General features: G+C 71.9%; 28 protein-coding genes. 11 read left to right on the top strand and 17 right to left on the bottom strand.

The window, feature by feature from the left end; all coding sequences use genetic code 11:
• The first annotated feature begins 49 nt into the window (after positions 1-49).
• Positions 50-988, top strand: coding sequence for a DUF2382 domain-containing protein (locus tag Asi03nite_RS06710; RefSeq protein WP_203677541.1), 939 nt, complete (start codon positions 50-52; stop codon positions 986-988).
• Positions 989-1,103: 115 nt separating this feature from the next.
• Here the strand turns inward: Asi03nite_RS06710 and Asi03nite_RS06705 are convergent, their stop codons facing one another.
• The 6 genes from Asi03nite_RS06705 to Asi03nite_RS37690 form a co-directional block, all read right to left on the bottom strand.
• Positions 1,104-1,421, bottom strand: coding sequence for a DUF6401 family natural product biosynthesis protein (locus tag Asi03nite_RS06705; protein ID WP_203677540.1), 318 nt, complete (start codon positions 1,419-1,421; stop codon positions 1,104-1,106).
• A gap of 98 nt (positions 1,422-1,519) precedes the next feature.
• Positions 1,520-1,876, bottom strand: a complete 357-nt coding sequence (locus Asi03nite_RS06700) for a PRC-barrel domain-containing protein (protein ID WP_203677539.1) — start codon at positions 1,874-1,876, stop codon at positions 1,520-1,522.
• Positions 1,877-1,966: 90 nt separating this feature from the next.
• Positions 1,967-2,830 carry a TolB-like translocation protein gene (locus Asi03nite_RS06695; RefSeq protein ID WP_239102487.1) on the bottom strand — a complete coding sequence of 288 codons (864 nt, stop codon included), beginning with the start codon at positions 2,828-2,830 and terminating at the stop codon, positions 1,967-1,969.
• On the bottom strand, positions 2,755-3,075 hold the full coding sequence (locus Asi03nite_RS06690; protein ID WP_373872093.1) for a hypothetical protein: 321 nt from the start codon (positions 3,073-3,075) through the stop codon (positions 2,755-2,757). Before Asi03nite_RS06690 ends, Asi03nite_RS06695 begins: the two co-directional genes overlap by 76 nt.
• Positions 3,076-3,078: 3 nt before the next feature.
• A complete protein-coding gene (locus Asi03nite_RS37695) occupies positions 3,079-3,273 on the bottom strand; it encodes a hypothetical protein (protein ID WP_239102486.1) in 195 nt (64 codons plus the stop codon).
• Positions 3,274-3,275: 2 nt separating this feature from the next.
• The gene (locus tag Asi03nite_RS37690) at positions 3,276-3,662 is read right to left on the bottom strand and encodes an alkaline phosphatase family protein (protein WP_239102510.1); all 387 of its coding nucleotides are present in this window, start codon (positions 3,660-3,662) and stop codon (positions 3,276-3,278) included.
• Between the two features lie 197 nt (positions 3,663-3,859).
• Between Asi03nite_RS37690 and Asi03nite_RS06680 the strand changes: the two genes are divergently transcribed.
• Together Asi03nite_RS06680 and Asi03nite_RS06675 are read left to right on the top strand one after the other, a co-directional pair.
• Positions 3,860-6,910 carry a putative bifunctional diguanylate cyclase/phosphodiesterase gene (locus tag Asi03nite_RS06680; RefSeq protein WP_203677538.1) on the top strand — a complete coding sequence of 1,017 codons (3,051 nt, stop codon included), beginning with the start codon at positions 3,860-3,862 and terminating at the stop codon, positions 6,908-6,910.
• A gap of 93 nt (positions 6,911-7,003) precedes the next feature.
• Complete coding sequence (locus Asi03nite_RS06675) at positions 7,004-7,666, top strand: GNAT family N-acetyltransferase (protein ID WP_203677537.1); 663 nt, start codon at positions 7,004-7,006, stop codon at positions 7,664-7,666.
• 111 nt (positions 7,667-7,777) lie between these two features.
• On the opposite strand, the gene Asi03nite_RS06670 is transcribed toward Asi03nite_RS06675, so the two are convergent.
• Positions 7,778-8,959: an acyl-CoA dehydrogenase family protein gene (locus Asi03nite_RS06670; RefSeq protein WP_203677536.1), complete on the bottom strand. Its 1,182-nt coding sequence runs from the start codon at positions 8,957-8,959 to the stop codon at positions 7,778-7,780.
• 116 nt (positions 8,960-9,075) lie between these two features.
• Between Asi03nite_RS06670 and Asi03nite_RS06665 the strand changes: the two genes are divergently transcribed.
• The gene (locus tag Asi03nite_RS06665; protein WP_239102485.1) at positions 9,076-10,518 is read left to right on the top strand and encodes a GGDEF domain-containing protein; all 1,443 of its coding nucleotides are present in this window, start codon (positions 9,076-9,078) and stop codon (positions 10,516-10,518) included.
• 82 nt (positions 10,519-10,600) lie between these two features.
• On the opposite strand, the gene Asi03nite_RS06660 is transcribed toward Asi03nite_RS06665, so the two are convergent.
• The 3 genes from Asi03nite_RS06660 to Asi03nite_RS06650 all read right to left on the bottom strand — a co-directional run bounded on the left by Asi03nite_RS06660 (position 10,601) and on the right by Asi03nite_RS06650 (position 12,635).
• On the bottom strand, positions 10,601-11,326 hold the full coding sequence (locus Asi03nite_RS06660; RefSeq protein WP_203677534.1) for a copper homeostasis protein CutC: 726 nt from the start codon (positions 11,324-11,326) through the stop codon (positions 10,601-10,603).
• A gap of 146 nt (positions 11,327-11,472) precedes the next feature.
• Positions 11,473-12,036 carry a TetR/AcrR family transcriptional regulator gene (locus Asi03nite_RS06655; protein ID WP_239102484.1) on the bottom strand — a complete coding sequence of 188 codons (564 nt, stop codon included), beginning with the start codon at positions 12,034-12,036 and terminating at the stop codon, positions 11,473-11,475.
• A gap of 20 nt (positions 12,037-12,056) precedes the next feature.
• Positions 12,057-12,635 (bottom strand): sugar O-acetyltransferase, encoded by a 579-nt coding sequence (locus Asi03nite_RS06650; protein ID WP_239102483.1) that lies wholly within the window; start codon positions 12,633-12,635, stop codon positions 12,057-12,059.
• A 307-nt stretch (positions 12,636-12,942) separates the two neighbouring features.
• Between Asi03nite_RS06650 and Asi03nite_RS06645 the strand changes: the two genes are divergently transcribed.
• Positions 12,943-14,589: a discoidin domain-containing protein gene (locus Asi03nite_RS06645; RefSeq protein WP_239102482.1), complete on the top strand. Its 1,647-nt coding sequence runs from the start codon at positions 12,943-12,945 to the stop codon at positions 14,587-14,589.
• Between the two features lie 40 nt (positions 14,590-14,629).
• On the opposite strand, the gene Asi03nite_RS06640 is transcribed toward Asi03nite_RS06645, so the two are convergent.
• The 3 genes from Asi03nite_RS06640 to Asi03nite_RS06630 all read right to left on the bottom strand — a co-directional run bounded on the left by Asi03nite_RS06640 (position 14,630) and on the right by Asi03nite_RS06630 (position 16,543).
• Positions 14,630-15,124 carry a pyridoxamine 5'-phosphate oxidase family protein gene (locus tag Asi03nite_RS06640; protein ID WP_203677532.1) on the bottom strand — a complete coding sequence of 165 codons (495 nt, stop codon included), beginning with the start codon at positions 15,122-15,124 and terminating at the stop codon, positions 14,630-14,632.
• 1 nt (position 15,125) lies between these two features.
• Positions 15,126-15,422 carry a hypothetical protein gene (locus Asi03nite_RS06635; protein ID WP_203677531.1) on the bottom strand — a complete coding sequence of 99 codons (297 nt, stop codon included), beginning with the start codon at positions 15,420-15,422 and terminating at the stop codon, positions 15,126-15,128.
• A gap of 191 nt (positions 15,423-15,613) precedes the next feature.
• Positions 15,614-16,543 carry a CPBP family intramembrane glutamic endopeptidase gene (locus Asi03nite_RS06630; RefSeq protein ID WP_239102481.1) on the bottom strand — a complete coding sequence of 310 codons (930 nt, stop codon included), beginning with the start codon at positions 16,541-16,543 and terminating at the stop codon, positions 15,614-15,616.
• Between the two features lie 265 nt (positions 16,544-16,808).
• Here Asi03nite_RS06630 and Asi03nite_RS06625 point away from each other — a divergent pair, with 265 nt between their 5' ends.
• Positions 16,809-18,329: an alkaline phosphatase D family protein gene (locus tag Asi03nite_RS06625; protein WP_203677530.1), complete on the top strand. Its 1,521-nt coding sequence runs from the start codon at positions 16,809-16,811 to the stop codon at positions 18,327-18,329.
• Positions 18,326-19,060 (top strand): discoidin domain-containing protein, encoded by a 735-nt coding sequence (locus Asi03nite_RS06620; protein WP_203677529.1) that lies wholly within the window; start codon positions 18,326-18,328, stop codon positions 19,058-19,060. The genes Asi03nite_RS06625 and Asi03nite_RS06620 overlap by 4 nt, the downstream gene beginning before the upstream one ends.
• Here the strand turns inward: Asi03nite_RS06620 and cutA are convergent.
• Positions 19,050-19,379 (bottom strand): divalent-cation tolerance protein CutA, encoded by a 330-nt coding sequence (cutA, locus tag Asi03nite_RS06615; RefSeq protein ID WP_203677528.1) that lies wholly within the window; start codon positions 19,377-19,379, stop codon positions 19,050-19,052. The two genes, Asi03nite_RS06620 and cutA, sit on opposite strands and share 11 nt — an antisense overlap.
• Before the next feature lie 23 nt (positions 19,380-19,402).
• On the opposite strand from cutA, the gene Asi03nite_RS06610 reads away from it, so the two are divergent.
• Positions 19,403-19,771, top strand: coding sequence for an MmcQ/YjbR family DNA-binding protein (locus tag Asi03nite_RS06610; RefSeq protein WP_203677527.1), 369 nt, complete (start codon positions 19,403-19,405; stop codon positions 19,769-19,771).
• Positions 19,772-19,950: 179 nt separating this feature from the next.
• Here Asi03nite_RS06610 and Asi03nite_RS06605 read toward each other — a convergent pair whose 3' ends face one another.
• Both Asi03nite_RS06605 and Asi03nite_RS06600 read right to left on the bottom strand, forming a co-directional pair.
• Positions 19,951-20,613 carry an aggregation-promoting factor C-terminal-like domain-containing protein gene (locus Asi03nite_RS06605; protein ID WP_203677526.1) on the bottom strand — a complete coding sequence of 221 codons (663 nt, stop codon included), beginning with the start codon at positions 20,611-20,613 and terminating at the stop codon, positions 19,951-19,953.
• Complete coding sequence (locus tag Asi03nite_RS06600; RefSeq protein ID WP_203677525.1) at positions 20,610-20,987, bottom strand: MerR family transcriptional regulator; 378 nt, start codon at positions 20,985-20,987, stop codon at positions 20,610-20,612. The genes Asi03nite_RS06605 and Asi03nite_RS06600 overlap by 4 nt, the downstream gene beginning before the upstream one ends.
• A 53-nt stretch (positions 20,988-21,040) precedes the next feature.
• On the opposite strand from Asi03nite_RS06600, the gene Asi03nite_RS06595 reads away from it, so the two are divergent.
• From Asi03nite_RS06595 to Asi03nite_RS06585, 3 genes are all read left to right on the top strand, one after another.
• On the top strand, positions 21,041-21,895 hold the full coding sequence (locus Asi03nite_RS06595; protein ID WP_507762557.1) for a DUF72 domain-containing protein: 855 nt from the start codon (positions 21,041-21,043) through the stop codon (positions 21,893-21,895).
• Positions 21,896-21,998: 103 nt separating this feature from the next.
• A complete protein-coding gene (locus Asi03nite_RS06590; protein ID WP_203677524.1) occupies positions 21,999-22,220 on the top strand; it encodes a DUF397 domain-containing protein in 222 nt (73 codons plus the stop codon).
• Between the two features lie 135 nt (positions 22,221-22,355).
• Positions 22,356-22,784, top strand: a complete 429-nt coding sequence (locus Asi03nite_RS06585; RefSeq protein ID WP_203677523.1) for a DUF1810 domain-containing protein — start codon at positions 22,356-22,358, stop codon at positions 22,782-22,784.
• Between the two features lie 235 nt (positions 22,785-23,019).
• Here Asi03nite_RS06585 and glgX read toward each other — a convergent pair whose 3' ends face one another.
• Complete coding sequence (gene glgX, locus Asi03nite_RS06580; protein WP_203677522.1) at positions 23,020-25,128, bottom strand: glycogen debranching protein GlgX; 2,109 nt, start codon at positions 25,126-25,128, stop codon at positions 23,020-23,022.
• Positions 25,129-25,171 lie beyond the last annotated feature (43 nt).

Raw genomic sequence — 25,171 nt, 5'->3', positions numbered from 1 at the left:
CAAAAGGTGTGAAGAGCTAGCAGAACAATCAAGTGATGGGAGACCCCCCATGATCACGCAGGAGCACATTCACACGCTGCACGGCCGCGATGTCCACGACCGGGACGGGCACAAGATCGGCTCGGCCGGTCAGGTGTGGACCGACGCCGCCGGGCTGCCCACCTGGGTGAGCGTGCGCACCGGCCTCTTCGGACTGAACGAGTCGCTGGTCCCGCTGCAGAACGCCGACCTGCAGGACGACCGCCTGATCGTGCCGTTCGACAAGGCGACCGTCAAGGACGCGCCGAATGTGGACGCCGAGCACGACGAGCCGCTGTCGCAGGCCGAGGTGGACCAGCTCTACTCCTACTACGGTCTGAGCCAGCACGACAGCTACCGGTCGTACCAGGCCGGCGCGGAGGCCGGCGGCGAGTACCGGACCGGCGCCGAGACGGGCGGCGACTACCGGACCGGCACGGAGACCGGCGGCGAGTATCGGGCCGGCGACTCCGGCTACGGCCGCAACCTCGACACCACCCGCGACGCCGACTTCGACCGCAGCGCCGGCTTCGAGACCAACGAGGCCGACTACCGGGCCGGCGACTCCGGTTACGGCCGCGGCGACGACGCGATGACCCGTTCCGAGGAGCGGCTGAACGTCGGCACCGAGCGGGAGCGGACCGGCCGGGCGCGGCTGCGCAAGTATGTCACCACCGAGCCGCAGCAGGTCAGCGTCCCGGTCACCCGCGAGGAGGTGCGCCTGGAGCGTGAGCCGGTCACCGACGCGAACCGGGACCGGGCCTTCGCCGGGCCGGACCTGACCGAGTCCGAGCACGAGGTGACCCTGCACGAGGAGCGCCCGGTGGTGCAGACCGAGACCGTACCGGTCGAACGGGTGCGCCTGGGCAAGGAGACCGTCACCGAGGAGCAGACCGTGAGCGGCGACGTCCGCAAGGAGCGGATCGAGGCCGACCTGCCCGGCGAAGAGGGCCGGCGCCGGCTCGGCTGACCCGGGCGGCCGGCACAAGCGCCACGAGCCGGCGGAGAGGCGACAGGGAACGCCGGCCGGAACGAAGCTGGAAGACAGCGGAGAGGCCCTGGTCGCGGGAACGCGACCAGGGCCTTCAGCTGAACAGCGAACGCGCGATGAGGCACACCGCCAGCAGATGCACCGCCGGCCACGACGCCTGCCGCCAGTCCGGCACCGCGGACGGCGACCACCCCTTGGCGGACACGGCGTCGGCGAATCCGTCCGCATACGCCGCCAGGTTCACCGGCGTCACCGACCCGACCGCCGCCCTGATCCGGGCAGTGTGCCGATCCAGCAGGGCGACCAGGCCGGGCTCCGGCTCGGCCGGCATGCCGAGCCGGCGCTCCCACTGGTCGAGGGCGAGGCAGGCGCCGGCGGTGACGGCCTCGTGCTCGAGTTGATCCAACTCCATGGCGCTCTACCGTACAAAGCGCCGGAAGGGGCGACAACGATGACGAACCGGCTCGGGCCGTTCGTCCAGGGGGCACGGATCGTACGGACGACCCCGGTTCAGCGGCGGGCGAGCCGCCGCTCCCCGCCGGCGCCGGGTGTGTACGGGAGGCCGTAGTGCGCGAAGACCCGGGGCTCGTCGACGGCCACCAGCTCGCCGTCGAGGTCGATGGCGGGGGCCTCGCCTGCCAGTTTCTTGTCGTAACGCACCCGCACGGCGTCCGGTTTGACCGTCGCTCCGGCGAGCGGGACGAAGATCAGCCGGTGCCGGCCGATGAAGCCGACCCGCACGGTGACGAACGACGGCTCGTCGGTGGCCGTGTCGACGTACACCGCCTCGAGGTCGCCGATCTTGTCGCCGTCCGGGTCGATCACCTTCTGGCCACGCCAGTCACGCAAATTCTCCGCGGGGAACATGTGGCTGCTGTTCCCGGCGGAGAACGCGCCAAACGCCGGCGCCTGTCTCAGCGGATCACGCGAGTGCGAGGCGAGGTTGAGGTGGTCGCGCTAGTTCCACAGCGCCGCGGGAGACTCCGCGTCCGGGACGAGCAGACGCGGCGTGCCCGACCCGTCCGCGGGAACGGCCCACACGTCGGAGTCCCGGACGCCGCGCCGCACCCCGTACATGATCGTGTCGTTGCCGTACCACGCGGCCTGGTCGTCGACGCTCCGCGTCTCGGCCAGCGGCCGGCGCCGCAGCGTCGACAGATCAAGAACGGACAGCCGCCATCCGCGCGCCGGGTCTCCCCCGATCGCCTCCTTGAACGCGATCCGGGTGCCGTCCGGCGAAGGCGACGGGCACTCCACGTTCTCCGCGAGCGTCCGCGCCGACCGCGCGCCGATCTCCCCGGCGATCAGGTACCGCTTCCCACCGGTCGACAGGGTCGCGTAGAACCGCTGGTCGTCGGCGAACGTGACGCCCCAGAGGTTGACGTCCACGGCGTGCGGCGGCGCGGCGCCCCGGACGACCGGGAACAGCTCGAGCGAGTCGACAGTCTCCCCGGTGGCGAGGTCGAGCATGCCGGCACGGGTGGAGAACCGGCCGCCGGTGTACGAGTCGCCGGTCACGAACACGGTCCACGCCAGCACGTTCCCACTCGGCGACACCCGGGCCCGGTTCGGCACCCCGGCCAGCGGATAGGTGTCCCGGACCCGGAGCGCCGGGTCGAGCACCGCCAGCTGGTAGGTGGCCAGCGGCCCGTCCGGCCGCAGGCAGATCCCGCGCCCCGCGGCCGCGTACACCCACACGCGGTCAAGAGGGGACAGCTGCCGCGGGCCCGACTCGGCGCCACGGGTCACGGTGCCGACCCGCCCGTACCCCGTGGCGGCCGTGCTGCGGAACAGGATCCGGTCGCCCGGCGAGGCGTCCACCGCCGACACCGCGGGGACGCGCCGGCCGCGGCGGTGGCCCCGGTGTAGAGGCCGTCGATCAGCCCGTAGACGGCGGGGCTGAGCCCCAGCCCGGCGACCAGGTACAGCGGCAGGATCGCCGAAACCATCTCGCTGGACACGTCGGTGATCAGGCTGACCGTGCCGAGGGCGAGGACCGTGCCGGCGAGGTGTCCGGTGCGGCCGGCGCGGCTCACGGCCGGCCGTTCCACCGAGGCCAGGTACATCTGTTACCGCCAGACGTCGGTGATCGGCGCGACGCTCGCGGCGCCGCCCAGCGCGGGCAGGCCGTACGCGGCCTCGATGGTGCGCAGCACGGTGTAGTGGGTGATCTTCTCGGAGTACGAGCCGATCGTGACGTGCTCGCCGACGAAGGCGGTCCAGATGTGGTTCAGCGAGAGCGAGTTGTCCTCGTCGAACGTCACGATCAGCAGGCTGTTGTGGGTCTTGGCCCACTGGGCGTAGCCGTCGAGCCGCTCCTGAGGCAGGTGTCGCCGGTGGCGATCGAGCAGTCGTGCATGTCGTTGCACATGTCCGGGGTCACGAACGCGACAGTCGGAAGCTTGGTGTAGTCGGTGGGAAAACCGCTGAACCGGACCTTGCTGGCGGCCGGGACGGTGCCGAAGTCGACCCAGCTGTTGTGCTTGCGCCGGTAGGTGCCGCTGGAGCAGCCGGTGTAGCCGTCCGACGGCATGGCCTCGGAGTAGCCCTTGAACGTCCGGCCCGCGGAGATCAGCTGGGCGCCGAGGTTGCCGGCGGAGAACGTCTTCGGGCAGTCGTCGTTGGTGACGCCCTGGGTGGAGCCGGAGAACAGGGCGATGTAGTTGGGCTGGCTGGGGTGGGTTATCGCGGATCATCGACGGTTTTCGACACGGTACGTGGCCGAAAGGTTAACCAATGACATATGTCTATTGATTGCCAACCGGGTGCGACCCGGCCGGCGCCCCTAAGGTCCGTTCCCGGCCCCCCGATAACGCGGACGTCGGAACCATCATCACGAACGGAGCAGATATGACGACGCGGGCCGCTCGCCTGTGCTTCAGCGCCTGGTGGCTGGTACTGGTCGTCGCGTACTACGCCATCCCGGACGCGCAGCTCTACACCTGGGCGCTGCTGGGCTACTCCAGCGCCGTCGCGGTCCTGGCCGGGGTGCGTCTCTACCGGCCCTCCCAGCCCCTGCCCTGGTACCTGACCAGCGCCGCGCTGGCCTTCTTCACCACCGGGGACAGCTGGTACAACCTGGTTCTCGCGGTCGGACGCCAGCCCCGCTTCCCCGGCCTCACCGACGCGTTCTACCTGCCGGTCTACGCGCTGCTGACGGCCGCCTTCCTGCTGTTCATCCGGGCCCGGTGGGGCCGCGGGGACAACCGGGCGGCGCTGCTCGACGCGCTGGTGCCGACCGTCGGGATGGGCCTGCTGGCCTGGGTCTACTGGATCGCGCCGTTCACCCGCGCGCAGGACCTCTCGGTGCTGGAGAAGATCGTCTCGATCGGCTACCCGCTCGGCGACGTGCTGGTCCTGGCGATGATCCTGCGGATGCTGACCGCCACCGGCCGGCGCCCGCAGGTGCTCTCCAGCCTCGGTCTGGCCATGGTCGGCCTGCTGGTCTCGGACATCTTCTACGGCCAGTCGCAGCTGCGCAGCGAGTGGCAGCTGGGCGGCCCGGTCGACCTGGGCTGGATAGTCTTCTACACCGCGATGGGCTACACCGCGCTGCGGCCGTCGATGGGCCAGCTCACCGAGCCGGCCGAGCGGTTCCGCCCGGGGATCGGCCGGCACCGGCTGCTCTGGCTGGCCGCGGCCGCGCTGATCGCCCCCGCCGTGCTCTGCCTGGAGTACGTGCAGGGCCGCCCGGCCGAGATCGCGCGCGGCGGGATCGTCGACGCGCCGGTCATCGCGGCCGCCGCCGCGGTGATGTTCGTGCTGGTCCTGACCCGGGTCGCGGACCTGGCGCTGGCCCAGCGACAGGCCGGTGTCCGGGAGCGGGCGCTGCGCGAGGCCGGCACCCTGCTGTTCGCCGCGAACACCGTGGCCGAGGTGCGCGAGGCGGTCCGCGACGCCATCGTCCACCTGATGCCCGCCGGCGCGGCCTACCACCTGGAGCTGAGCCCCCCGCTGCCGGGCGCGGGAGAGAGGGCCGTCGAGTGGCGGGCCGCCGCCGAGCTGCCCGCGGGCGCCGGCGGGTTCCCGCTGGCCCTGCTGGTCACCCAGCCGCTGCCGGACAGCGACCAGCACGGCGAGACGGTCCTGGGCGCCGCCGAGGACGTGCTGCACGCGGTGCGGCCGTCGCTGCAGACGCTGGCCGCACAGGTCGCGGTGGTGCTGGAGCGGATCTCGCTGACCGCGGAGATAAACCAGCGGGACAGCGAGGCGTACTTCCGCGCCCTGATCCAGAACGCCGCCGACGTGATCATGATCGTCAGCGACGACGACACCATCCGGTACGCCAGCCCGTCCGCGGACAAGCTGTTCGGCGCCGCGATCGGGGTCGGCACACCGCTCGCCCTGCTGATCGCCGACGAGGGCCAGGACGCGCTGCGTGACGTGCTCGCCCGGATCCGGCGCGGGCACGGCGAGTTGGACGGCATCGAGCTGACCGCGAAGGGCACCGGCCGCCGCACCATGATCGTCGAGTGCGATCTGCGCGACCTGCGCCACGAGCCGACGGTCGACGGCCTGGTCGTCACCATGCGTGACGTCACCGAGCAGCGCCGCCTCGAGGACGACCTGGCCCATCAGGCGTTCCACGACTCGCTGACCGGCCTGGCCAACCGGGTGCTGTTCCGTAACCGGCTGGAGCAGGCTTACCTGGTCGCCGAGCGCGACGGCGCGACGCTCGGCGTGCTCTTCGTCGACCTGGACGACTTCAAGGAGGTCAACGACACGCTCGGGCACGCTGTCGGGGACCAGCTGCTGGTCGCCGTGGCCCAGCGGATCTCCTCGATCATCGGGGCCGGCAGCACCGCGGCCCGGATGGGCGGCGACGAGTTCGCCATCCTGGTCGAGCAGAGCGACAGCGCGGCCGCCACCGAGGACGTGGCGGCCCGGATCGTCGCGGAGCTCTCGGCGCCCCTGGAGGTGCCCGACGGCGAGGGCGGCCTGCACCTGGTCAGCGGCAAGGTCAGCGTCGGCGTCGCGCTCAACCGCGACGCGGAGAACGCCACCGAGCTGCTGCGCCACGCCGACCTGGCGCTCTACCTGGCCAAGGGCATGGGCAAGGGCGGCTGGCAGCGCTACCAGAGCGACCTGGCCAGCTCCATGGTGCAGCGGCTGGAGCTGCGCACCCAGCTGTACGAGGCGGTCGAGGACGAGCAGTTCATCCTGCAGTTCCAGCCCATCGTCGAGCTCGCCGACCAGCGGGTCACCGGCGTCGAGGCGCTGGTCCGCTGGCAGCACCCGACCCGGGGACTGCTCAGCCCGTTCCACTTCGTGGAGGCCGCCGAGGAGAACGGGGCCATCGTCGGCATCGGCAACTGGGTGCTGCGCGAGGCGCTGCGGCAGATCGCCGCGTGGAAGGCCGGGGACCCGGGCACCACGCTGCGGTACGTCAGCGTCAACGTGTCGCCGCTGCAGTTCCGGACGTCGGACTTCGTGGCGCAGGTACGCGAGGCGCTCGAGGACGCCGGGGCGCGGCCCGAGTGGCTGCTGCTGGAGATCACCGAGAGCCTGGTGCTCAAGGACGCCGAGAAGGTGATCCGGGACCTGCGCGCCTTGCGCGCGATGGGGGTCCGGGTCGCGATCGACGATTTCGGTACGGGGTACAGCTCGCTGAGCTACTTGCGGCAGATGCCGGTGGATGTGCTGAAGCTGGACAAGTCGTTCATCGACGACATTCTGACCAGCCGGCAGCAGCACGCGCTCGTCGACGCGATCGTCACGCTGGCCGAGAACCTGGACCTCGCCGTGGTCGCCGAGGGCATCGAGGAGGCCGGGCAGTGGCACGCCCTGGACACCATGGGCTGCCGATACGGCCAGGGATACCACTTCGCGAAGCCGCTGTGGCCGGCCGACATCCCGGCGCTGACCGCCGGCCTGGCCGAACCCGCCGCACTGAGCGCCTGAAAGGGAACTGTCGGTAACCGAACACTCACTCACAAGGTGAGGCGAGCGGTTATCGGCTGGCGCGACCGGCCGGTAGAGGGCAGGGTCACAGGGGTGTTGAACAACCCCGTGTGGGCCGCCCTCTCCGGGCCACAGGCCGGCTACGCCGAGGCCGCCGGAGACGCCGCCCGATACCTGCCCGAGATCGCCCCGTTCTGCGCGCTGAGCGACCCGGCCGACCCGGCCGCCTGGCGTGACCTGACCACGCTGACCCACCACGCGGTGCTCACCGGCCCCTCGCTGACCCCGCCGCCGGGCTGGGTGGAGGAGTCCCGGATGCGCGGCGTGCAGATGGTCGGCACGGCGATGTCCGCGGCCGGCGACCCGGAGGCCGTCCCGCTGACCGAGCACGACGTGCCGGAGATGCTCGAGCTGGTCGCCCGCGCGCAACCCGGGCCGTTCCGCAAGCGCACCCTCGACCTCGGCCGGTACCTGGGCATCCGCGCGAAAGACGGCCGGCTCGTCTCGATGGCCGGCGAGCGCTTCCGGATGCCCGGGTGGACCGAGGTGTCAGCGGTCTGCACCGACCCGGAGTTCCGCGGCCAGGGCCTGGGCGCCCGGCTCACGCTCGCCGTCGCGGCCGGCATCCTGACCCGCGGTGAGCTGCCGTTCCTGCACGCCGTGCACGACAACGAGAACGCGATCCGGCTGTACGGGCGGCTCGGCTTCGAGCACAGCGCGGACGTGGTGTTCGCGTCCTTCCGCTACACCGGCTGAGCTCCCCGCGCCACCGGGCGCAACATCTCCGGCGCCGCCCCGCGTCCCCGGGAACGCCCGTGGACGCGCACTCCTCCTGCGCTGGCCTCGCGGTCGCCGCCCGGCGCGCCGTCAGAGCTGCCCGTGGTTCGGCGGCAGCACGTCAGCGAGCTCGTACGCGGCGAGGTGGGCGTACTTCCAGTCGAGCGGGTCGTACACGCTGTGCGTGCGGGCGTTGCGCCAGTGCCGGTCCAGGTCGTACTTCGCGGCGGCGGAGCTCGTGCCGCACATCTGGAACAGCTCCGAGCCGGCCTCCACCGCGATCTCGCTGCCGAAGGCCTTCGCGGCCGCGACGGCGAGCGAGCCCTCGGCCGCGGCCCGCGCGTCCGCCGGGGTCAGGGTGATCGATGCGAGGGTACGGGCGGCGGAGTCCAGCAGCGCCTCGGCGGCCCGGACCCGGGTGGCGAGCCGGCCGTACCGGTGCCGCACGTGCGGGTCGTCCGCAGCGGTCTCGGCGCCGGCCCGGACCGCTTCGGTGGACGGGCGCGCCTTCGTCCGCAGATAGGTCCGCGCGTCCCGCAGGGCCGCGCCGGCGATGCCCACCTCGATCGCGGCGTGATAGAGCTGCGCCCGCGCGCCCAGCTGCTGCGGCTGCTCGTAGGCGTGCGCGTAGTCCAGCCGCAGTCCCGGCTCGACCGGCACCTCGGTGAACGTGGCGGTGCCGCTGATCGTCGCGCGCTGGCCGACCATGTCCCAGTCGGTGTCGACGGCCACCCCGTCGGCGTCGCGGGCGACGAACGCCAGCACCAGCCGGCCCTGCTCGTCGAGCGCGCTGACCGCGATCCAGGCGCTGGTCAGCGCCCCTGTGGTGTAGTACTTCACGCCGCTGAGCCGGCCGCCGGCGATCCTCGTGCGCAGATCCTGGGCGTGTTTCCCGCCTCGCTCGGCGAGCGCGTTGCCGAGCCGGCGGCCGGCGAGCACCTCGCCGAAGAGCCGTTTGCGCGCCTCCGGGCCGCCGTGCACGGCGAGCACGTCGACCAGCAGGAAGTGCGCCTGCGGGACCTGGGCGATCGACGGGTCGGCGGCGGCGACGATCCGGGCCACCTCGGCCAGCGTGCGCGGGCCGAGACCCGGGCCGCCGTCGGCGGCCGGGACCGTGATGGCCAGCAGGCCGGAGGAGTCGAGCGCGGCGAGCGCGGCGGAGGGGATCACCGTCGCGCCGTCGCGGTCACGCTGGATGGCGCCGGGGGCGATCTCGGCGGCGAGCCGGTGGGCGGCAGCTACGGCGTCGTCGTGGGTCTGCGGAACTGGCATCCACCGATGCTAGGGAGCCGCCGGCTCCTCAAGTGGCCCGCTCCCCGTCCGATCAAAGGCTGGTCGACGCGGCGGAGGAGAGACACTTGCACACCTGGTCGAGACGTGTGCCACAGGTGCACCTGGCACTCGGTCTGCTGTACGTCGCCGTGCTGGTGCTGTCCACCGTCGGGCACGAGGCCGTCGCCGAGGGCGCCCGGGTGCTGTTCGGGGTGATCGGCATGGCCGCCGCGATCCGCGCGGCCCGGTCACCGGCGATGCTGCCCCGGCTCCGGCAGGCCTGGCGGGCGGTCACCGTCAGCCTCGCCGTGCTGATCATCTCCCCGCTGCTGTTCGCCGGGCTGCGCGCGGCCGGGATCACCGCCGCCGACGACGTCACGCACGTCGTGTTCGTACTCACCCTGCTGGTCGCGCTGCAGCGGTTCCCGCTGGCGCCGACCACCGGCCGGGAGCGCTGGAAGGCCGCGCTGGACGCCGGCACGGTGCTGGCCGGCGGCATGGTGCTGCTCTGGTACGTGTCGTTCGGCCCGTACGTCGACGCGCACGGCCTGTCCCTGGCCGTGGTGGTGGCGGCCGGGGTCTACCCGATCGCCGACCTGGCGCTGCTGTTCGTGGTGGCCCGCGCGCTGCTGCGCGGCTCGGACCCGTCCGCGCTGCGCCCGCTGCGCCTGCTCGCGGCCGGCACCCTGGTGCTGTTGGCCGGCGACGGGGTGCACGGATACCTGCACGGGCACGGGCAGATCGAGATGCACTCGCCGTGGCAGCTCGTCTGCTGGATCACCGCCGACGCGCTGCTGGCGGCGGCCGCCGCCGAGCAGTGCCGGACCAACGCGGCCGGCCCGCGCGAGATCCGCGGCACCCCCCGGCACAGTCAGTACCTGCCGTTCGCGGCGGTCGCGATGGCGCACGCGCTGATGCTGACCGCCGCGTGGCAGGAGCAGTCGCTCTACCCGTGGGGCGGCCTGGCGATCGGCGGGACGGTGCTGAGCACGCTCGTGCTGTTCCGCCAGAAGCTGGTCCAGCGGGAGAGCGACGAGCAGGCGCTGACCGACGGCCTGACCGGGCTGGCCAACCGGGCCCGGTTCCGCGCCACCTCACATCGCAACCTGGCCCGCAACGCGCGGACCGGCCTGTACTGCGCCGTGCTGGTGATCGACATGAACAGGTTCAAGGAGGTCAACGACACCCTGGGCCACAACTCCGGCGATCTGGTGCTGGTCGAGTTCGCGCAGGTGCTGCGCCGCTGCGTCCCCGCCCCGGGCCTGCCGTGCCGGATGGGCGGTGACGAGTTCTCGGTGGTGCTGACCGATCTCGAATACCCGGAGCAGGCGTACGACGTGGCCGGCCGGATCGCGGCGGCGATGGGTCCGGTGGCGGTCGACAACCAGCTGGTCCCGCTGGCCGCGAGCATCGGGGTGGCGGTGTCGGCGCCGGGCGAGCTGACCCACGACGAGATCGTCCACCGTGCCGACCTGGCCATGTACCGCGCGAAGGCGCTCGGCCCGCAGACGCGCTGGGCGGTCTGGCAGGAGAGCCTGGAAGCCCAGCCGGCCGCCTGAGGCCCGCGCCCCGGCGCGACTCACCCCTGACGCCCAGCCGCGCGCGGCTGGCCGGACGCCAGAGGTCTCTGGCCGGGCTCGGTCAGAGGTGGGTGCGGAGGGCGGCGAGAATGCGGGAGGCCTCCTGCTCGTCGGTGGTCTCGCGGGCCGCGTCCGGCGGCGCCGCCGTGCCCAGCGTCAGGTCCACCGTTTCGGTGACGGCACGCTTGGCCGAGGCGTGGATCGCCGGCACGCCGGTCCGGACCAGCGCGCCGACCAGATCCGCCCGGACCCCGCCGCCGGCCATGATCTCCAGGCGGTCCGCGGCGGCGGCGACCAGCCGTGCCAGCGCCGGCAGGGAGTCGCCGACAGTGGTTGGCCCGCCACCGGTCAGCACGCGGCGAACCCCCAGAGCGAGCAGCGTCTCGATGGCCTCCACCGGCTCGGGCAGCAGATCGAACGCCCGGTGGAACGTCACGGTCGCCGGCCCGGCGGCATCGACCACGCTCGTCACCAGGCCGGTGTCGATCCGCCCGGCCCGGACACCGCCGATCACCACACCGGCGGCGCCAGCGGCGAGGGCGTGCCGCACGTCGCGGACAGTGGTGGCCACCTCGGCGGGCTCGTAGGCGAAGTCGCCCGGCCGGGGGCGGACCAGCACGTGGACGGGCACGGCGCCGGGCATCGACACGGCGGCCTCGATCAGGCCGAGTGACGGGGTGACGCCGCCGAGGGCCAGCGCGGAGCACAACTCGATCCGGTCGACGCCGAGCCGGGTCGCCACGGTGAGGCCGTGCGCATCCTGAACCGCGAGTTCAAAGGCGATCATTAAAGTATCTTTGCAGTAACCGCCCCGCCGGCAGTAGTCGCCCCGCGCACGGAAACCGCCGCGCTCAGTGACAATCGCCGCACGCAACGGCGAAGCCGCGCCGCAGCCGGGCGTTCAGCGGCGACGTGACACCGGTGGGCACCGCGTCAGCGGAGGTACCGCTCGACGGCGTGCCGGATCTGGTCCGGGGTCATCGGGTCGGTGGAGAGCACGCTGTGCAGCACCAGCCCCTCGATCAGCGCGTCCAGCTCGCGGGCGGTCGTCGGGTCGAAGTGCCGCTCCAGCGCGTCCCGGCTGCGCTGCATCCAGCCCTGCGTGACGGCCCGCAACGCCGGCTTGCGGGCCGCCGCGACATACAACTCGACGGCCATCACCAAGTCGTTCGGCGAGCCGATCAGGTCGTCGCGGATCAGCGTGATAACCGCCTCGATCGCGCTGTCCCGGTCGGTGGCGGCGCCCAGCCGCTCGTCGAAGACCTCGGCCGCCGCCGCGGCGTGCCGGGTGAACGCCTCCGCCAGCACCTCGTCCAGCGAGCTGAAGTGATAGGTCATCGACCCGAGCGGCACGTCGGCCACCCGGGCGATCTCCCGGTGCGTGGTGCCGGCGACGCCGCGCTCCGCGATGACGTGCAGCGCCGCGTCGATCAGCCGGTCCCGGCGGCCCGGGTCGTGCCGCCGGGCCCGCCGGGCCGTCCGCGGGTCATCTGTCACACCGGCCTCCTGGGACACGATCAAGAAGGATCGATGGTACGGACCACGCGCGCCGGGTTGCCCACCGCCACGACATCGGCCGGCAGATCGCGGGTCACCACGGAGCCCGCCCCCACCACCGTGTTCTCCCCGATCGTGACGCCGGGCAGCACGATCGTTCCGGAGCCGAGCCAGACGTTGTCGCCGATGACTATCGGCTTCGCGGCCTCCCACCTGTCCCGGCGGGGGCCCGCCTCGATCGGGTGGGTGGGCGTGAGCAGCTGGACGTTCGTGCCGATCTGCACGTCCGCGCCGATGGTGATCGGAGCGACGTCGAGCGCGACCAGGCCGAAGTTGGCGAACGTGCGCGCGCCCACCCGGATGTGCCGGCCGTAGTCGACCCGCAGCGGTGGCCGGATCTCCACCCCCTCGCCCACCTCGCCGAACAGGTCGGCAAGCAGGCGGCGGCGCTCGTCGAAGTTGCGGATCGGCGTCGCGTTGAACTCGTCCATCAGGTCGAACGCGCGCAGCGCCGCCTCGGCCAGCTCCGGGTCGTCGGCGATGTACAGGTCGCCGGCGAGCATGCGCTCGCGCATGGACCGTGCGTCAGGAGAGGTCATGTGTACGAGCGTACATAGCTATGGACCGGCGCCGCGGCCGTACCCCGCAATGGTCTTTTCCGGGCGGCGGACGGTTCCGGAACCTCCCACCCCGGCCACCGCCCACGTCGCGGTTGACCTGCGGCAACGCCGGAACCGCTGCCGGAACCGGTTCCGGCCACCCATTGACACCGGTTCACCGCGGCGACACAGTGTCCGGCAAGAGCGGTTTCACAACGTGTTCCTCAGGTGGAAACAGCTTCGACACATCCTCCAGGGAGTACCCATGTCGATGTCCCCTGCCCGGAAAATCCCCCGAAGATGGTCCATGGCGGCTGTCGCCGGCCTGCTGGGCGCCCTGTGCGTCGCCCCCAGCGGCGCGCAGGCCGCGGAAACACTCGTCTCGCAGAACAAGCCGGTCACCGCATCCTCGTCGGAGTGGGCCGGCACGCCGGCGACCGCAGCGGTCGACGGCGACAACGGCACCCGCTGGTCGAGCGCGTTCGCCGCGAGCCAGTGGTTCCAGGTCGACCTGGGCGCGTCCACCTCGGTCAGCCGGATCGCGATCAACTGGGAGGGCGCCTACGCCAAGGCGTTCACGATCCAGTTCTCCACCGACGGCGCCACCTACACGCAGGCCTACGCCACCACCACGGCGACCGGCGGCCAGCAGAGCGTCACGGTCTCCGGGACCGCGCGCTACGTCCGGATCAACCTGACGCAGCGCGCCCTGGAGGCGTACGGCTACTCGTTCTGGGAATTCCAGGTCTTCTCCGGCAGCGTCGTGACAAACCCAACGAACCGCTTGCTGTCGTACGGCAAACCGGCGCGCGCCTCCTCCGAGCAGAACGACGTCAACTGCAACCCGTGCACCGCCGACAGGGCGTTCGACAACGACCCGGCCAGCCGCTGGGCCACCAGCTCCACGAACGGCTGGGTGGACCCGGGCTGGATCTACGTCGACCTCGGCGCGACCGCGCAGGTCACCCAGGTGGTGCTGCAGTGGGACCCGGCGTACGGCAAGGCCTACCAGATCCAGGTCTCGCCGGACGCCACGAACTGGACCACCATCTACTCCACCACCACCGGTGACGGCCTCAAGGACGTCATCAACGCCACCGGCAGCGGGCGCTACGTGCGGATGTACGGCACGGCGCGCGGCGGCCCGTACGGATACTCGCTCTGGGAGTTCAGCGTGTACGGCACCGGCGGCAACCCGGTCGACCCGCCCGCGAAGCCGGCCGACCCCGCCTTCCCGGCCACCCGGCTGGTCTTCTCCGACGAGTTCAACGGCGCGAACGGAGCCAAGCCGGACACCTCGAAGTGGACGTACGACCCGGGCGTCCCGCAGAACGGCGAGATCCAGTACTACACGCCGAACAGCGAGAACGCGTCGATGAACGGCGCCGGGCAGCTCGTCGTCGAGGCCCGCAAGCAGGACTACCAGGGCCGGCAGTACACCTCGGCGCGGATGAACACCAGCAACAAGTTCCACGTCCAGTACGGCCGGATCGAGGCACGGATCAAGGTGCCGAAGGGCAACGGGCTGTGGCCGGCCTTCTGGATGATGGGGTCGGACTTCCTGCAGGGACGGCCGTGGCCGTACAACGGGGAGATCGACATCATGGAGGTGCTGGGGCGCAACACCAGCGAGGCGTACTCGACGCTGCACGCGCCGGCGTACAACGGGGCCGGCGGGTACGGCCAGAAGTACTCGACGGTGGACCTCTCGCAGGACTTCCACGTCTGGGCGGTCGAGTGGGACAGCAAGGGGATGCGGTTCTTCCTCGACAACACGCTGGTCTTCACCGCGGCGAAGGACACCGTGGAGAACACCCGCGGGCCGTGGATCTACGACCACCAGTTCTACCTGATCCTGAACCTGGCCGTCGGTGGCGACTTCCCCGGTCCGATCGACGCCAGCACCCCGTTCCCCAGCCGGATGCTGGTCGACTACGTGCGCGTCTACCAGTGAGATGATCCGTGGTGGGGCCCTCCCCCAGGCCCCACCACGGTCACCGGAGTTTCGTCAGGTCCGGCGCGTAGACGGTCATGAAGTGCGGACGCAAGCGGAAGTAGACGACGTCGTTCTCCCAGTCGAAGGCGTCGTCCCCATAGAATTCCCGGACATACGCCGAGATCTCGGCCTCTTCGGTGAGATCGAGGATCTCGGTCCGGCCGTGGACGAAGACGCCCAGGTCCTCTCCGCGCAGGTGGGAGACGCTGGCGGCCGGGCGGGTGACCAGGTGCCGGGCCTTCGCGGCGGTCCGCGCGGTCCCGAAGATCCACTTGCCGTGCAGGAAGTGGCCGTCGACCGCGCTGATCCTCGGCTCACCCTTCGCCGTCACGGTGGAGACCGACAGCACGCACATGCCGGTCAGCACCCCGGCGAGCTGCTCGGCGGTGATGGTGCGCCCGGCGACTACGGACTTCAGGTGGGTGGTGGCCCCGCCGAGCGAGGCGTCCAGCAGGCGCTGCAGATCGGCCAGTTCCTCAGGTGTCTCGCGCATGTCAGCGCCGGTCCGCGGCGGCGTAGGAGATCGCCGCGGTGACCGCGGAGACCGTGAGGACCGCCGGCCAGGAGCCGATCTTCCTGGCCAGGGGATGGGACAGGCCGAAGGCTCCGAGATACGTCGCGGCCAGCGCGCCGGTGACGGCGGGACTGGTGCGGCGGGCCCATTCGCGGCCGGCCAGCAGCCCGCCGGCGGCCAGGACCGCCCCGCCGAGCGGCCGCACCCCGGTGCGGCGGGCGACCTGCCACCCGCCGATGAGCGATCCGGCAGTGATCACAGCAGTGGGAACACGCATGCGCCGACCCTACCGGCCGCGGCCCGCCCGAGCCGCCCACCCGAGACGGCCGGCCGCCACATTCCCCGCAACCCGCCCCGGACACCGGCCAGGCGAAGCCGGCTGGCAGCCAGAGGTGGCTCCGCCGGGCGCGGCCGGCGGGCGGCTGGCCGCTGGAGTCGTTCGCGCTGCTCGGGCGCGGCCGACGAGGGTCAGGTGAGGCGGGTGGTGGCGAGGACCGTGGCCACCAGGAGGCCGAGGCCGTTGGTGGCCCAGTGCAGGGCGGCGGCCGCGAGGAGGCTGCCGGAGCGGCGACGGAGTTCGCAGAGCAGCAGGCCGGCCAGGGCGGTGAAGGCGACCGCGCCCAGGATCGCCAGGATCTGGCCGGTGGCGCCGATCCCCAGGGCACCGCCGACGGCCTTGTTGACCTGGGCCAGGCGCAGCGACGGGAGGATGTGCCAGAGGCCGAAGAGGACGGAGGACGTGATGCTCGCCCAGGTGGCGCCGCGGTGCCGGTGGACCAGGCCGAGCAGGACGCCGCGGAAGGCCACCTCCTCCAGCAGGACGGTGCCGAGCGGGACCACGACGAACGCGGTGAGCAGGGCGGCGCCGGGGTGCAGGTGGTAGCGGACGTCGTGGAACGCGACCCGGGTGGCCGGGATCGCGGCGCCGAGCGTGTAGATCGCCGCGACGATGCCGACGGCGCCGAGGGCGTACCTCAGGCCGGGGACCAGGGTGCGCCGGGAGAGACCGAGGTCGTGCCAGGACAGGCCGGCGCGGCGGGCGATCAGCACCAGGGTCAGGGCGACCAGCGGGCCGGCGACCAAACCGGTGTGGCGCGGGCCGTACTTGTCGGCGACGTTCACCGCGGCGAGGATCGCGAGGACCGCCCCGAGGATCACGCCGAGCCGCCGGCCGGAGGGGTGGACCGGGACCTCCGGGGACACCACCGGACGGGCGGGCGCCGACGAGGAGACGGGGGCGCCGGTCGCGGCCGGCGCGCTGCCCGGGGCGGCGACCGTGGCCGGCCGGAATGCGGGGGCCGGCGCAGGCGCGGAAGCGGCGACCGCGGCCGCCCGGGAGACGGGGCCGGAGGCGGGGGCCGGTGGGGAGAGCCGGGCGTGGCCGCTGGAGTCTGGCATGGTGCGGCCGACGGTACCCGCCCTCACCCCGGGTAACCAAAAGGGTCGGCGCCGGTCGATGGACGTACCGGAATGACGGAATCCGCCGCCGCGAGCGGAGCGATGCGGCGAACGGCACACCACAGATCCGCCGGAACTCCACGTCCACGGATGGCTTCCGGCATGAACATTTTGCGTCGGTACGTGGACAGGCGGCCAACATGGCGACCCGGCACGGCCAGCGATGGTTAGCATTGCCCGGAAATATCCGGACATAGGAGTTGTCATGGTCGGCATTCCCCGCCGTCGGCTGCTCGCCCTGGCGATGGCCGGAGCGCTTCCCGCGGCGCCCCGGATCGACGACCCGTTCACTCTCGGTGTCGCCTCCGGGGACCCACTGCCGGACGGCGTGCTGCTCTGGACCCGGCTGGCGCCCCGCCCGCTGGAGCCCTCCGGCGGGCTGCCGCCGGTGCGATACCCGGTGCAGTGGCAGGTAGCCGAGGACAGCCGGTTCACCCGGGTGGTGCGCGACGGCACGTACACCGCGACGCCGGAGTACGGCCACTCGGTGCACGTGGACGTGCGCGGGCTGCGGCCGGACCGGGAGTACCACTACCGGTTCCGCTGCCGGGGGCACGTCAGCCCGCCGGGCCGGACCCGGACCGCGCCGGCCAGGACGGCGTCGCCAGCCGCGCTGCGCTTCGCGATCGCCTCCTGCCAGGCGTACGGCGACGGCTACTACGACGCGTGGCGGCACCTGGCGACGGAGGACCTCGACGTCGTCCTCTTCCTCGGCGACTACATCTACGAGGGCGCGATCACCAGCGTGGGCGGGGACCGGATGGACTCCTCGCTCCGGCTGCCGGACACGTTCGAGCTGGAAACCGACACGCTCGACCTGTACCGGATGCGGTACGCGCTCTACCGCACCGATCCCGATCTGCAGGCCGCCCACGCCGCCTTCCCGTGGGTGCTCACCTGGGACGACCACGAGGTGCAGGACAACTACGCGGACGGGGCGTCCCGGTCCACCGCCGTCGCGGCGCGTGACTTCCTGGTGCGGCGGGCGAACGCCTACCGCGCCTACTGGGAGAACCAGCCGCTGCGACGCCCACGGCAGCCGGCCGGGCCGGACATGTCGCTCTACCGGCGGTTCCGGTTCGGGGACCTGGCCCACGCCTTCGTGCTGGACACCCGGCAGCACCGCTCGGACCAGGCCTGCGGGGACAACCTGCGGGCCGGGTGCGACGCGCGCGACGATCCCCGGCGCACACTGCTCGGCGCGGAACAGCGTGACTGGCTGCTCGGCCGGATGCAGCGGTCGCCGGCCCGGTGGAACGTCCTGGCCCAGCAGGTCATGATGGCCGAGTGCCGGTACGGCGGGGCGGCCGGCCGGCTCGACATGGACAAGTGGGACGGTTACGCCGCCGACCGGGCGCGGATCCTGGAGCTGGCCGCGCGGATGCCCGGGACCGTGGTGGTCTCCGGGGACATCCACTACAACTACGCGGCCGACCTGCGCCCCCGGGCGGATGCCCCGGTGGTCGCCGTCGAGCTCGTCGGCACCTCGATCTCCAGCGGCGGGGACGGCAGCGACAGCACTCCGCAGCTGGACCTGCAGCTGCGGTACAACCCGCACCTGCGGCTGGCCAACGCCCAGCGCGGCTATGTGCGGTGCGAACTGGGCCGGGACTCGATGCGAGCCGACTTCCGGGTGATGTCGCACGTGACCCGGCGGGGCGGGACGATCGCGACCCGCGCCTCGTTCGTCTCCGACCGGGTGCGGCCCGGGCTGGTCACGGCGTGATCCGGCTGCTGACGGCGGCGCTGCTGACGGTTCCCCCGGTCGCTGTCGACCCGGGGACGCTGGCGATCACCACCGGGCAGTGCAACGGGGGTGACCTGACCGTGCGCCTCACGAACACGTCCGACGAGCCGGTCTACGCGGACGCCACGCTGGACGCGCCGGCCGCGCTGCACCTCCCCCGCTCGCTGATCTCCACCTGGCTGCCGCCGGGCTACACCAGCGACGTCCCGGTCGCGGTCACCGCCGCCACCGGCACCCCACCGGGGACCTATCACGTGCGCGTGCGCGGCCGGGGACGGGCCGTCGACGTACCGGTCGAGGTCACCGCCCCACCGCCCGGCGCCGGCCTGCTGGCGCTCGCTTCACGCGTCACCGCCTCGTCGGCCCGGGCCGGCAGCCCGGCGTGCGCCGCGATCGACGGCCGGCTGGACACCATGTGGAACGACACCACGGGCAGGCGCTGGCCGGACCGGTGGCAGCTGGACTGGCAGTCGCCGCACCGGATCGGCGAGGTCGAAGTCACCACCACCGCGGACCGGGGGCTGCGGGACTGGGACGTCCAGGTGGCCGCCGCGGCGGGCTGGGTGACGGTGGCCTCGGTGCGCGGGAACAGCGCGACCCGGACGGTCTCGGCGTTCACCCCCAGAACCACTGACGCGGTACGGGTCGTCACGCTCGCCGCCAACGGCGTGAACGATCAGTCCCGCCTGGTCGAGGTGGTCATCCGGTAACCGAGGTCTGCTCCAGCACCCAGCGCAGATAGTCCGGGTTGCCGCCGGTCACCGGCAGGGCGAGCACGCACGGCACCTGGTACGGATGCTCGGCCGCCGCGGCCGCCACGATCCGGTCGACCAGCGACACCCGGGTGTGCAGCGCCACCCGCGCCTCGGCCTCGTCCTGCACCGCGCCCTGCCACCGGTAGATCGACCGGACCTCCGCGGTGATCTGCCCGCACGCCGCGAGCCGCCGCTCCACCAGGCCACGGGTGAACCCGGCCAGCCACTCCGCCGAACCCGCTGTGATCACCACTTCGCAGATCTGTTCTGTCACAGGCACACACTAGTGTCGGCAGCATGGCTGACGCGGACGACGTACGCCGGCTTGCCCTGGCCTTGCCCCAGGTGGCCGAGATCGACAGTGACGGATTCGACTTCCGGGTGGCGAACAAGGGCTTCGTCTGGTCCTACCCGGAGCGCCGGCCCGGGAAGCCGCGCACGATCCGCACCGACGTCGCGGTGCTGTTCGTCGGCGACGAGGCGGAGAAACAGGCGCTGCTGCTCGGCGAGCCGGACCTGTTCTTCACCACCCCGGGGTACGACGGCCTGCCGCTGGTCATGCTGCGCCTGCCCCTGGTCACCGCCGGTCGCCTCGCCGAGCTGATCACCGACGCGTGGCGGATGCGCGCGCCCGCGGAGATCGAGAGCGAGCTCACCGGCGGCTGAGCGGGGCCGTGCGCAGCCGCAGCTCGATCTTCGGGCGTCCGGCGCCGCTCGCGCAGCACCGTGTTGGTGATCCGCTCGGAGTCGACGAGCACCCGTCCCAGTCGAACAGTCCGGCCTCGAACCAGCGGGCACCGACCGCACAGCATGCGCCGCCCCTGACGGCGCCCACGCCAGCGGCCCTAATAGTTGTTGAACTGCACCGAGTGGTTCCACGCGCCGCACGGGGTGGTGTAGCGCTTCTTGATGTAGTCCAGACCCCATTTGATCTGGGTGGCCGGATTGGTCCGCCAGTCCGCGCCGAACGACGCCATCTTGGAGCCGGGCAGCGACTGCGGAATGCCGTAGGCGCCGGAACTGCGGTTCTCGGCGCGGTAGTTCCAGCCGCTCTCCTTGTTCCACAGCTTGTTCAGGCAGGCGAACTGGTCGAGGCCGAACCCGGCGGACAGGGTGAGCGCGCAACCGATCGCCCGGCTGCCGCTGAACTCGCCGCACGAGCTGGGAATCGACCCGCCGAAGGCGACCGGCCCGCTGTTCTTCCTCTGCTGGGCCGCCTTCTTCTGCGCGACGACCTTCTTGTCCAGCTCCTTGGCGTAGCCGGAGGCGGTCCGGGCCGCCGAGGCCGCCTTCGCCGCGGCGGCGCCCTCGGCCTCGGTGTAGCGCGCGCGGGCCGCGGCGTGCTGGTTCTGCCGGTCCTTGACCAACTGCATGTCGATGGCCTCGGCCTGCACCGGGTCCATCGCCGCGCCGGTCGCGGGCGGCCGCTGCTGTCCGACGTAGACGCCGGCGGCCAGACCGGCGAGCAGCAGCGCCACAGCTGCGACGCGGATGACGATCCGGGTCACTGAGCCTCCTGAGTACGCGCGGTCTCGGCACGGTACCAGGCGATCTTCTCGCGCACACGTTCCTGTTCCCGCCGCAGCCGCGCGACCTTCTCGTCGATCTCCCGGTCGTGCTCGGCGAGCAGTTGGACGCGCTGCTCGGCAGCGTCCGGGCCGTCGTGCAGCAGCTCCGCGAAGCGGCGCAGCCGGGCGATCGGCATGCCGGAGTCGCGCAGGCACCGCAGCAGACCGATCCGGCCCAGGTCGTCGTCGGAGAACATCCGCTGCCCGGCCGTGTTCCGCTCGATGCCGTGCAGCAGTCCGATGCGCTCGTAGTAGCGCAGCGTGTCGATGCTGACCCCGAGTTTCCCGGCCACCTCGCCCGGCGAATACGGCATCGATCGTCCCCTCCCCCGTCGGAAGGCCTGACCGTACTGGATACCGTGGCAGCGTGCACTCCGGAGTCCGAGCCCTGCACGTGGGCTGCGCAATGTGGTCGCTCAAGGCCTGGCAGAGCCGGTTCGCGGCCGGGGACCGGCTGCGGGCGTACGCGCAGTGGTGCAACGCCGTCGAGGGCAACACCACGTTCTACGCCACGCCCGCCCGCGAGACCGTCGCCACCTGGGCCGCGCAGACCGCCGCGGACTTCCGGCTGATCCCCAAGCTGCCGAGACGGATCACCCACGAACTGCGTCTCTCCGGCTTCGAGGCGGAGCTGCGGACCTTCCTGGACGCCGTCGAGCCGCTCGGACCGCGCGCCCCGGCCCTGTGGATCCAGCTTCCGGGGTCCTTCGGACCTGGAGATCTCGCTGTTCTCGCACGCTTCCTGCGGTCCATGCCGAGTGCTTTCCGGTACGCCGTGGAGGTGCGCCACCCCGAGTTCTTCACCGCCCCGCGCGGTCTCGAAGAGGTCCTGGCGAACGCCGGCGCGGAGTGGATCCCGTTCGACACCACCGCGTTCTTCGCCACCCCGCCGACCAGTGACGCCGAGCGTGACGCGTGGCTCAAGAAGCCGCGCATGCCCCGCCGCGACACCGCGCTCACCGACCGCCCGATCGTGCGCTACCTGGGCCGCGACGACCCGGCCCGGACGGTCGCCGGCTGGCAGCCGTGGGTCGCGACGGTGGCCGGCTGGCTGCGGGAGGGCCGCTCGCCGACGTTCTTCGTGCACACCCCGGACAACGCCGACGCCCCGGAGCTGGCCCGCCGCTTCCACGCCGAGGTCCGCGCCCGGGTTCCCGGCCTGCCGGCGCTGCCCGAGCCCACGCCGCCGCCGGTGGCGGACGAGCCGCTCACCCTGTTCTGATTTTTCACATGCACGTGCATCATCGTGCCGTTTGTCGTATTGAGACGGATCTCGGACAGTTTCCGGCGAACGGGAATGCCGAGAATTGCCCCGGAGGTGCGAGATGACAGAGAAGACCTACGCTGCGAGTTTTGACCGGAGGGCGGCGGCCTGGCGCCGGAGCACCCGCAGCTATTCGGACAACTGCGTGGAGGTGGCCGAGCTGCCCGACGGCGGCCGGGCGGTCCGCGACTCGAAGAACCCGGAGGGACCGGTCCTGTTCTTCACCCCGTCCGAGTGGACGGCGTTCGTGGGCGGCGCCAAGGACGGCGAGTTCGACAACTGATCGGCACCGTCCGGTGTGCCGCCGGCCGCTGGGCGACCAGGGTGCTCGCCGGCCCGGACCTCGCCGGGGTCACGGTCGAGGGGTGCGCGACCCGGGTGGCGCGCGTTCCCGGGGCCACCTCGCTAGGCTCGCGGCATGGCTGACCTGCAACGGTTCGTCCACGCCCAGGGCGGCGTGCACGAGCAGGCCCGTGCCGAGCTGGCCGCCGGCCACAAGCGCTCGCACTGGATGTGGTTCGTCTTCCCGCAGCTGGCCGGGCTGGGATCGAGCCCGACGGCGCGGGCCTACGCGATCCGCGACCTGGACGAGGCGCGCGCCTACCTGGCCCACCCGGTGCTCGGGCCACGCCTGGTGGAGTGCGCGCGGACGCTGCTCGGCGTGCGGGGGCGGACGGCGTCGCAGATCCTCGGTCATCCGGACGACCTGAAGCTGCGCTCGTCGATGACGCTGTTCGCCGAGGCCGCGGACGATCCGGCGGTGTTCCGGCAGGTCCTGGAACGCTACTACGACGGGCCCGACGCGCGTACCCTCGAACTTCTCGGTGTTCCCCCAGCGGACCGCTGACGCTGCCGCCAGGGACGGCGTGACCGGGACCGGCCACGGCGATCTCTACGCCTCCACCTTCGCGCTCGCCTCCGCGGAGCGGAGGGCCGGCATCCGCCGCCCGCGCCTCCCGCAGGAGCGGCAACGCCGGACCCCCGAGCACCGGCCGGCGGCTGGCGCTCAGGGGTCTCCCGCACGCCGGGAGACAGTCCTTGAGGACCAGCCGGCGGGCCGGTGGCTGCGAGTGAGGGGTGGGTCAGATGCGGCAGCGCAGAACCACCAGGGCGTGGCGGATGACGTCGACGTTGCTGCCGGCCCGGGTGGTCCGGCGCTTACGGGCCAGCAACGGGTCGCCCGTGTGGGCGACGATCTCCCAGGTCGGGCCGTACTCGCCGGGCGGCAGCGTGAACGACACGTCCTCGTTGAGCGGGTTGAACAGCAGCAGGAACGAGTCGTCGGTGATCTCCTCGCCGAGCGCGTCACGTTCCGGGATGCCGTGCCCGTTCAGGAACACCGTCATGGTCATGCCGCTGCGCGTGTTCCAGTCCGCCTCGGTCATCACCTCGCCGTCCCGGCGCAGCCAGGCGATGTCCGGCAGCTTGTTGTCGCCGGCGATCTCGCCGGTGAAGAAGCGCCGGCGGCGGAAGATCGGGTGCTCGGCGCGCAGCCTGGTGATGGCCCGGACGAAGTGGGTGAGCGGGTCCTCCTCGCGCGCGGCCTGCCAGTCCACCCAGCTGAGCTCGTTGTCCTGGCAGTAGACGTTGTTGTTGCCCTGCTGGGTGCGGCCCAGCTCGTCGCCGTGCAGGATCATCGGCACGCCCTGGCTGAGCAGCAGCGTGGCCAGGAAGTTCCGCTTCTGCCGCTCGCGCAGCACGATGATCTCGGGATCTTCGGTGGGGCCCTCGACCCCGCAGTTCCAGGACCGGTTGTGGCTCTCGCCGTCCCGGTTTCCCTCGCCGTTCGCGTCGTTGTGCTTCTCGTTGTACGACACCAGGTCGTGCATCGTGAAGCCGTCGTGCGCGGTGACGAAGTTGATCGACGCGATCGGGCGGCGGCCGTCGATCTCGTACAGGTCGGAGCTGCCGGTGAAGCGGGACGCGAACTCGCCGAGGCTGGACGGCTCGCCGCGCCAGAAGTCGCGGACCGAGTCGCGGTACTTGCCGTTCCACTCGGTCCAGTTCGGCGGGAAGCCGCCGACCTGGTAGCCGCCGTCGCCGACGTCCCACGGCTCGGCGATCAGCTTCACCTGGGAGACCACCGGGTCCTGGTTGACCAGGTCGAAGAACGCGGCCAGCCGGTCCACCTCGTGGAACTCCCGGGCCAGCGAGGCGGCCAGGTCGAAGCGGAAGCCGTCGACGTGCATCTCGGTCACCCAGTACCGCAGCGAGTCCATGAGCAGCCGCAGCGACTCGTGGTGCCGGACATTCAGGCTGTTCCCGGTGCCGGTGGTGTCGTAGTAGTACTGCTTGTCGCTGTCGACCAGCCGGTAGTACGCCGGGTTGTCGATGCCGCGGAACGACAGCGTCGGGCCCAGATGGTTGCCCTCCGCGGTGTGGTTGTAGACGACGTCCAGGATCACCTCGATGCCGGCCTGGTGCAGCGCCTTGACCATCGACTTGAACTCCTGGACCTGGCCGCCGCGGCCGCCGAACGAGGCGTAGCCGTTGTGCGGGGCGAAGAACCCGATGGTGTTGTACCCCCAGTAGTTCGACAGTCCGCGCTCGACCAGGCCGCTGTCGTGCACGAACTGGTGCACCGGCATCAGCTCGACGGCGGTGATGCCGAGGTTCCTGAGGTACGTGATCATCGCCGGATGGGCGAGCCCGGAGTAGGTGCCGCGGACGTCCTCGGGGATGGCCGGATGGTTGACGGTCATCGCCTTGACGTGCGCCTCGTAGATCACCGTCTGGTGGAACGGCACCTTGAGCGGCCGGTCGTTGCCCCAGTCGAAGAACGGGTTGATCACCACCGACTTCGGGGCGAACGGCGCCGAGTCGGCGTCGTTGAACGACAGCGGGTCACCGAAGTTGTACGAGAACAGCGCCTGGTCCCACCGGTAGTCGCCGTCGATCGCCTTGGCGTACGGGTCGAGCAGCAGCTTGCTCGGGTTGCAGCGCAGCCCCCGGGCCGGATCGTACGGGCCGTGCACGCGGAAGCCGTACCGCTGGCCGGGGGTGACCCGCGGCAGGTAGCCGTGCCACACCAGCGCCTCACGCTCGGGCAGGTCGACCCGCGTCTCGTTGCCCTCGTCGTCGAACAGGCACAGCTCCACCCGGTCCGCGACCTCGCTGAAGATGGCGAAGTTGGTGCCGCCCCCGTCGTACGTCGCACCCAGCGGATACGGATTCCCCGGCCAGATTTGCATGCCGCCCACCATGCCCACATGGCGTCCATCCGGAAACACGCTG

The organism is Actinoplanes siamensis, assembly GCF_016862395.1.
Lineage (GTDB): Bacteria > Actinomycetota > Actinomycetes > Mycobacteriales > Micromonosporaceae > Actinoplanes > Actinoplanes siamensis.
Note: the sequence above shows the minus strand (reverse complement) of the source record. Positions and strands in the feature narration are given on the sequence as shown.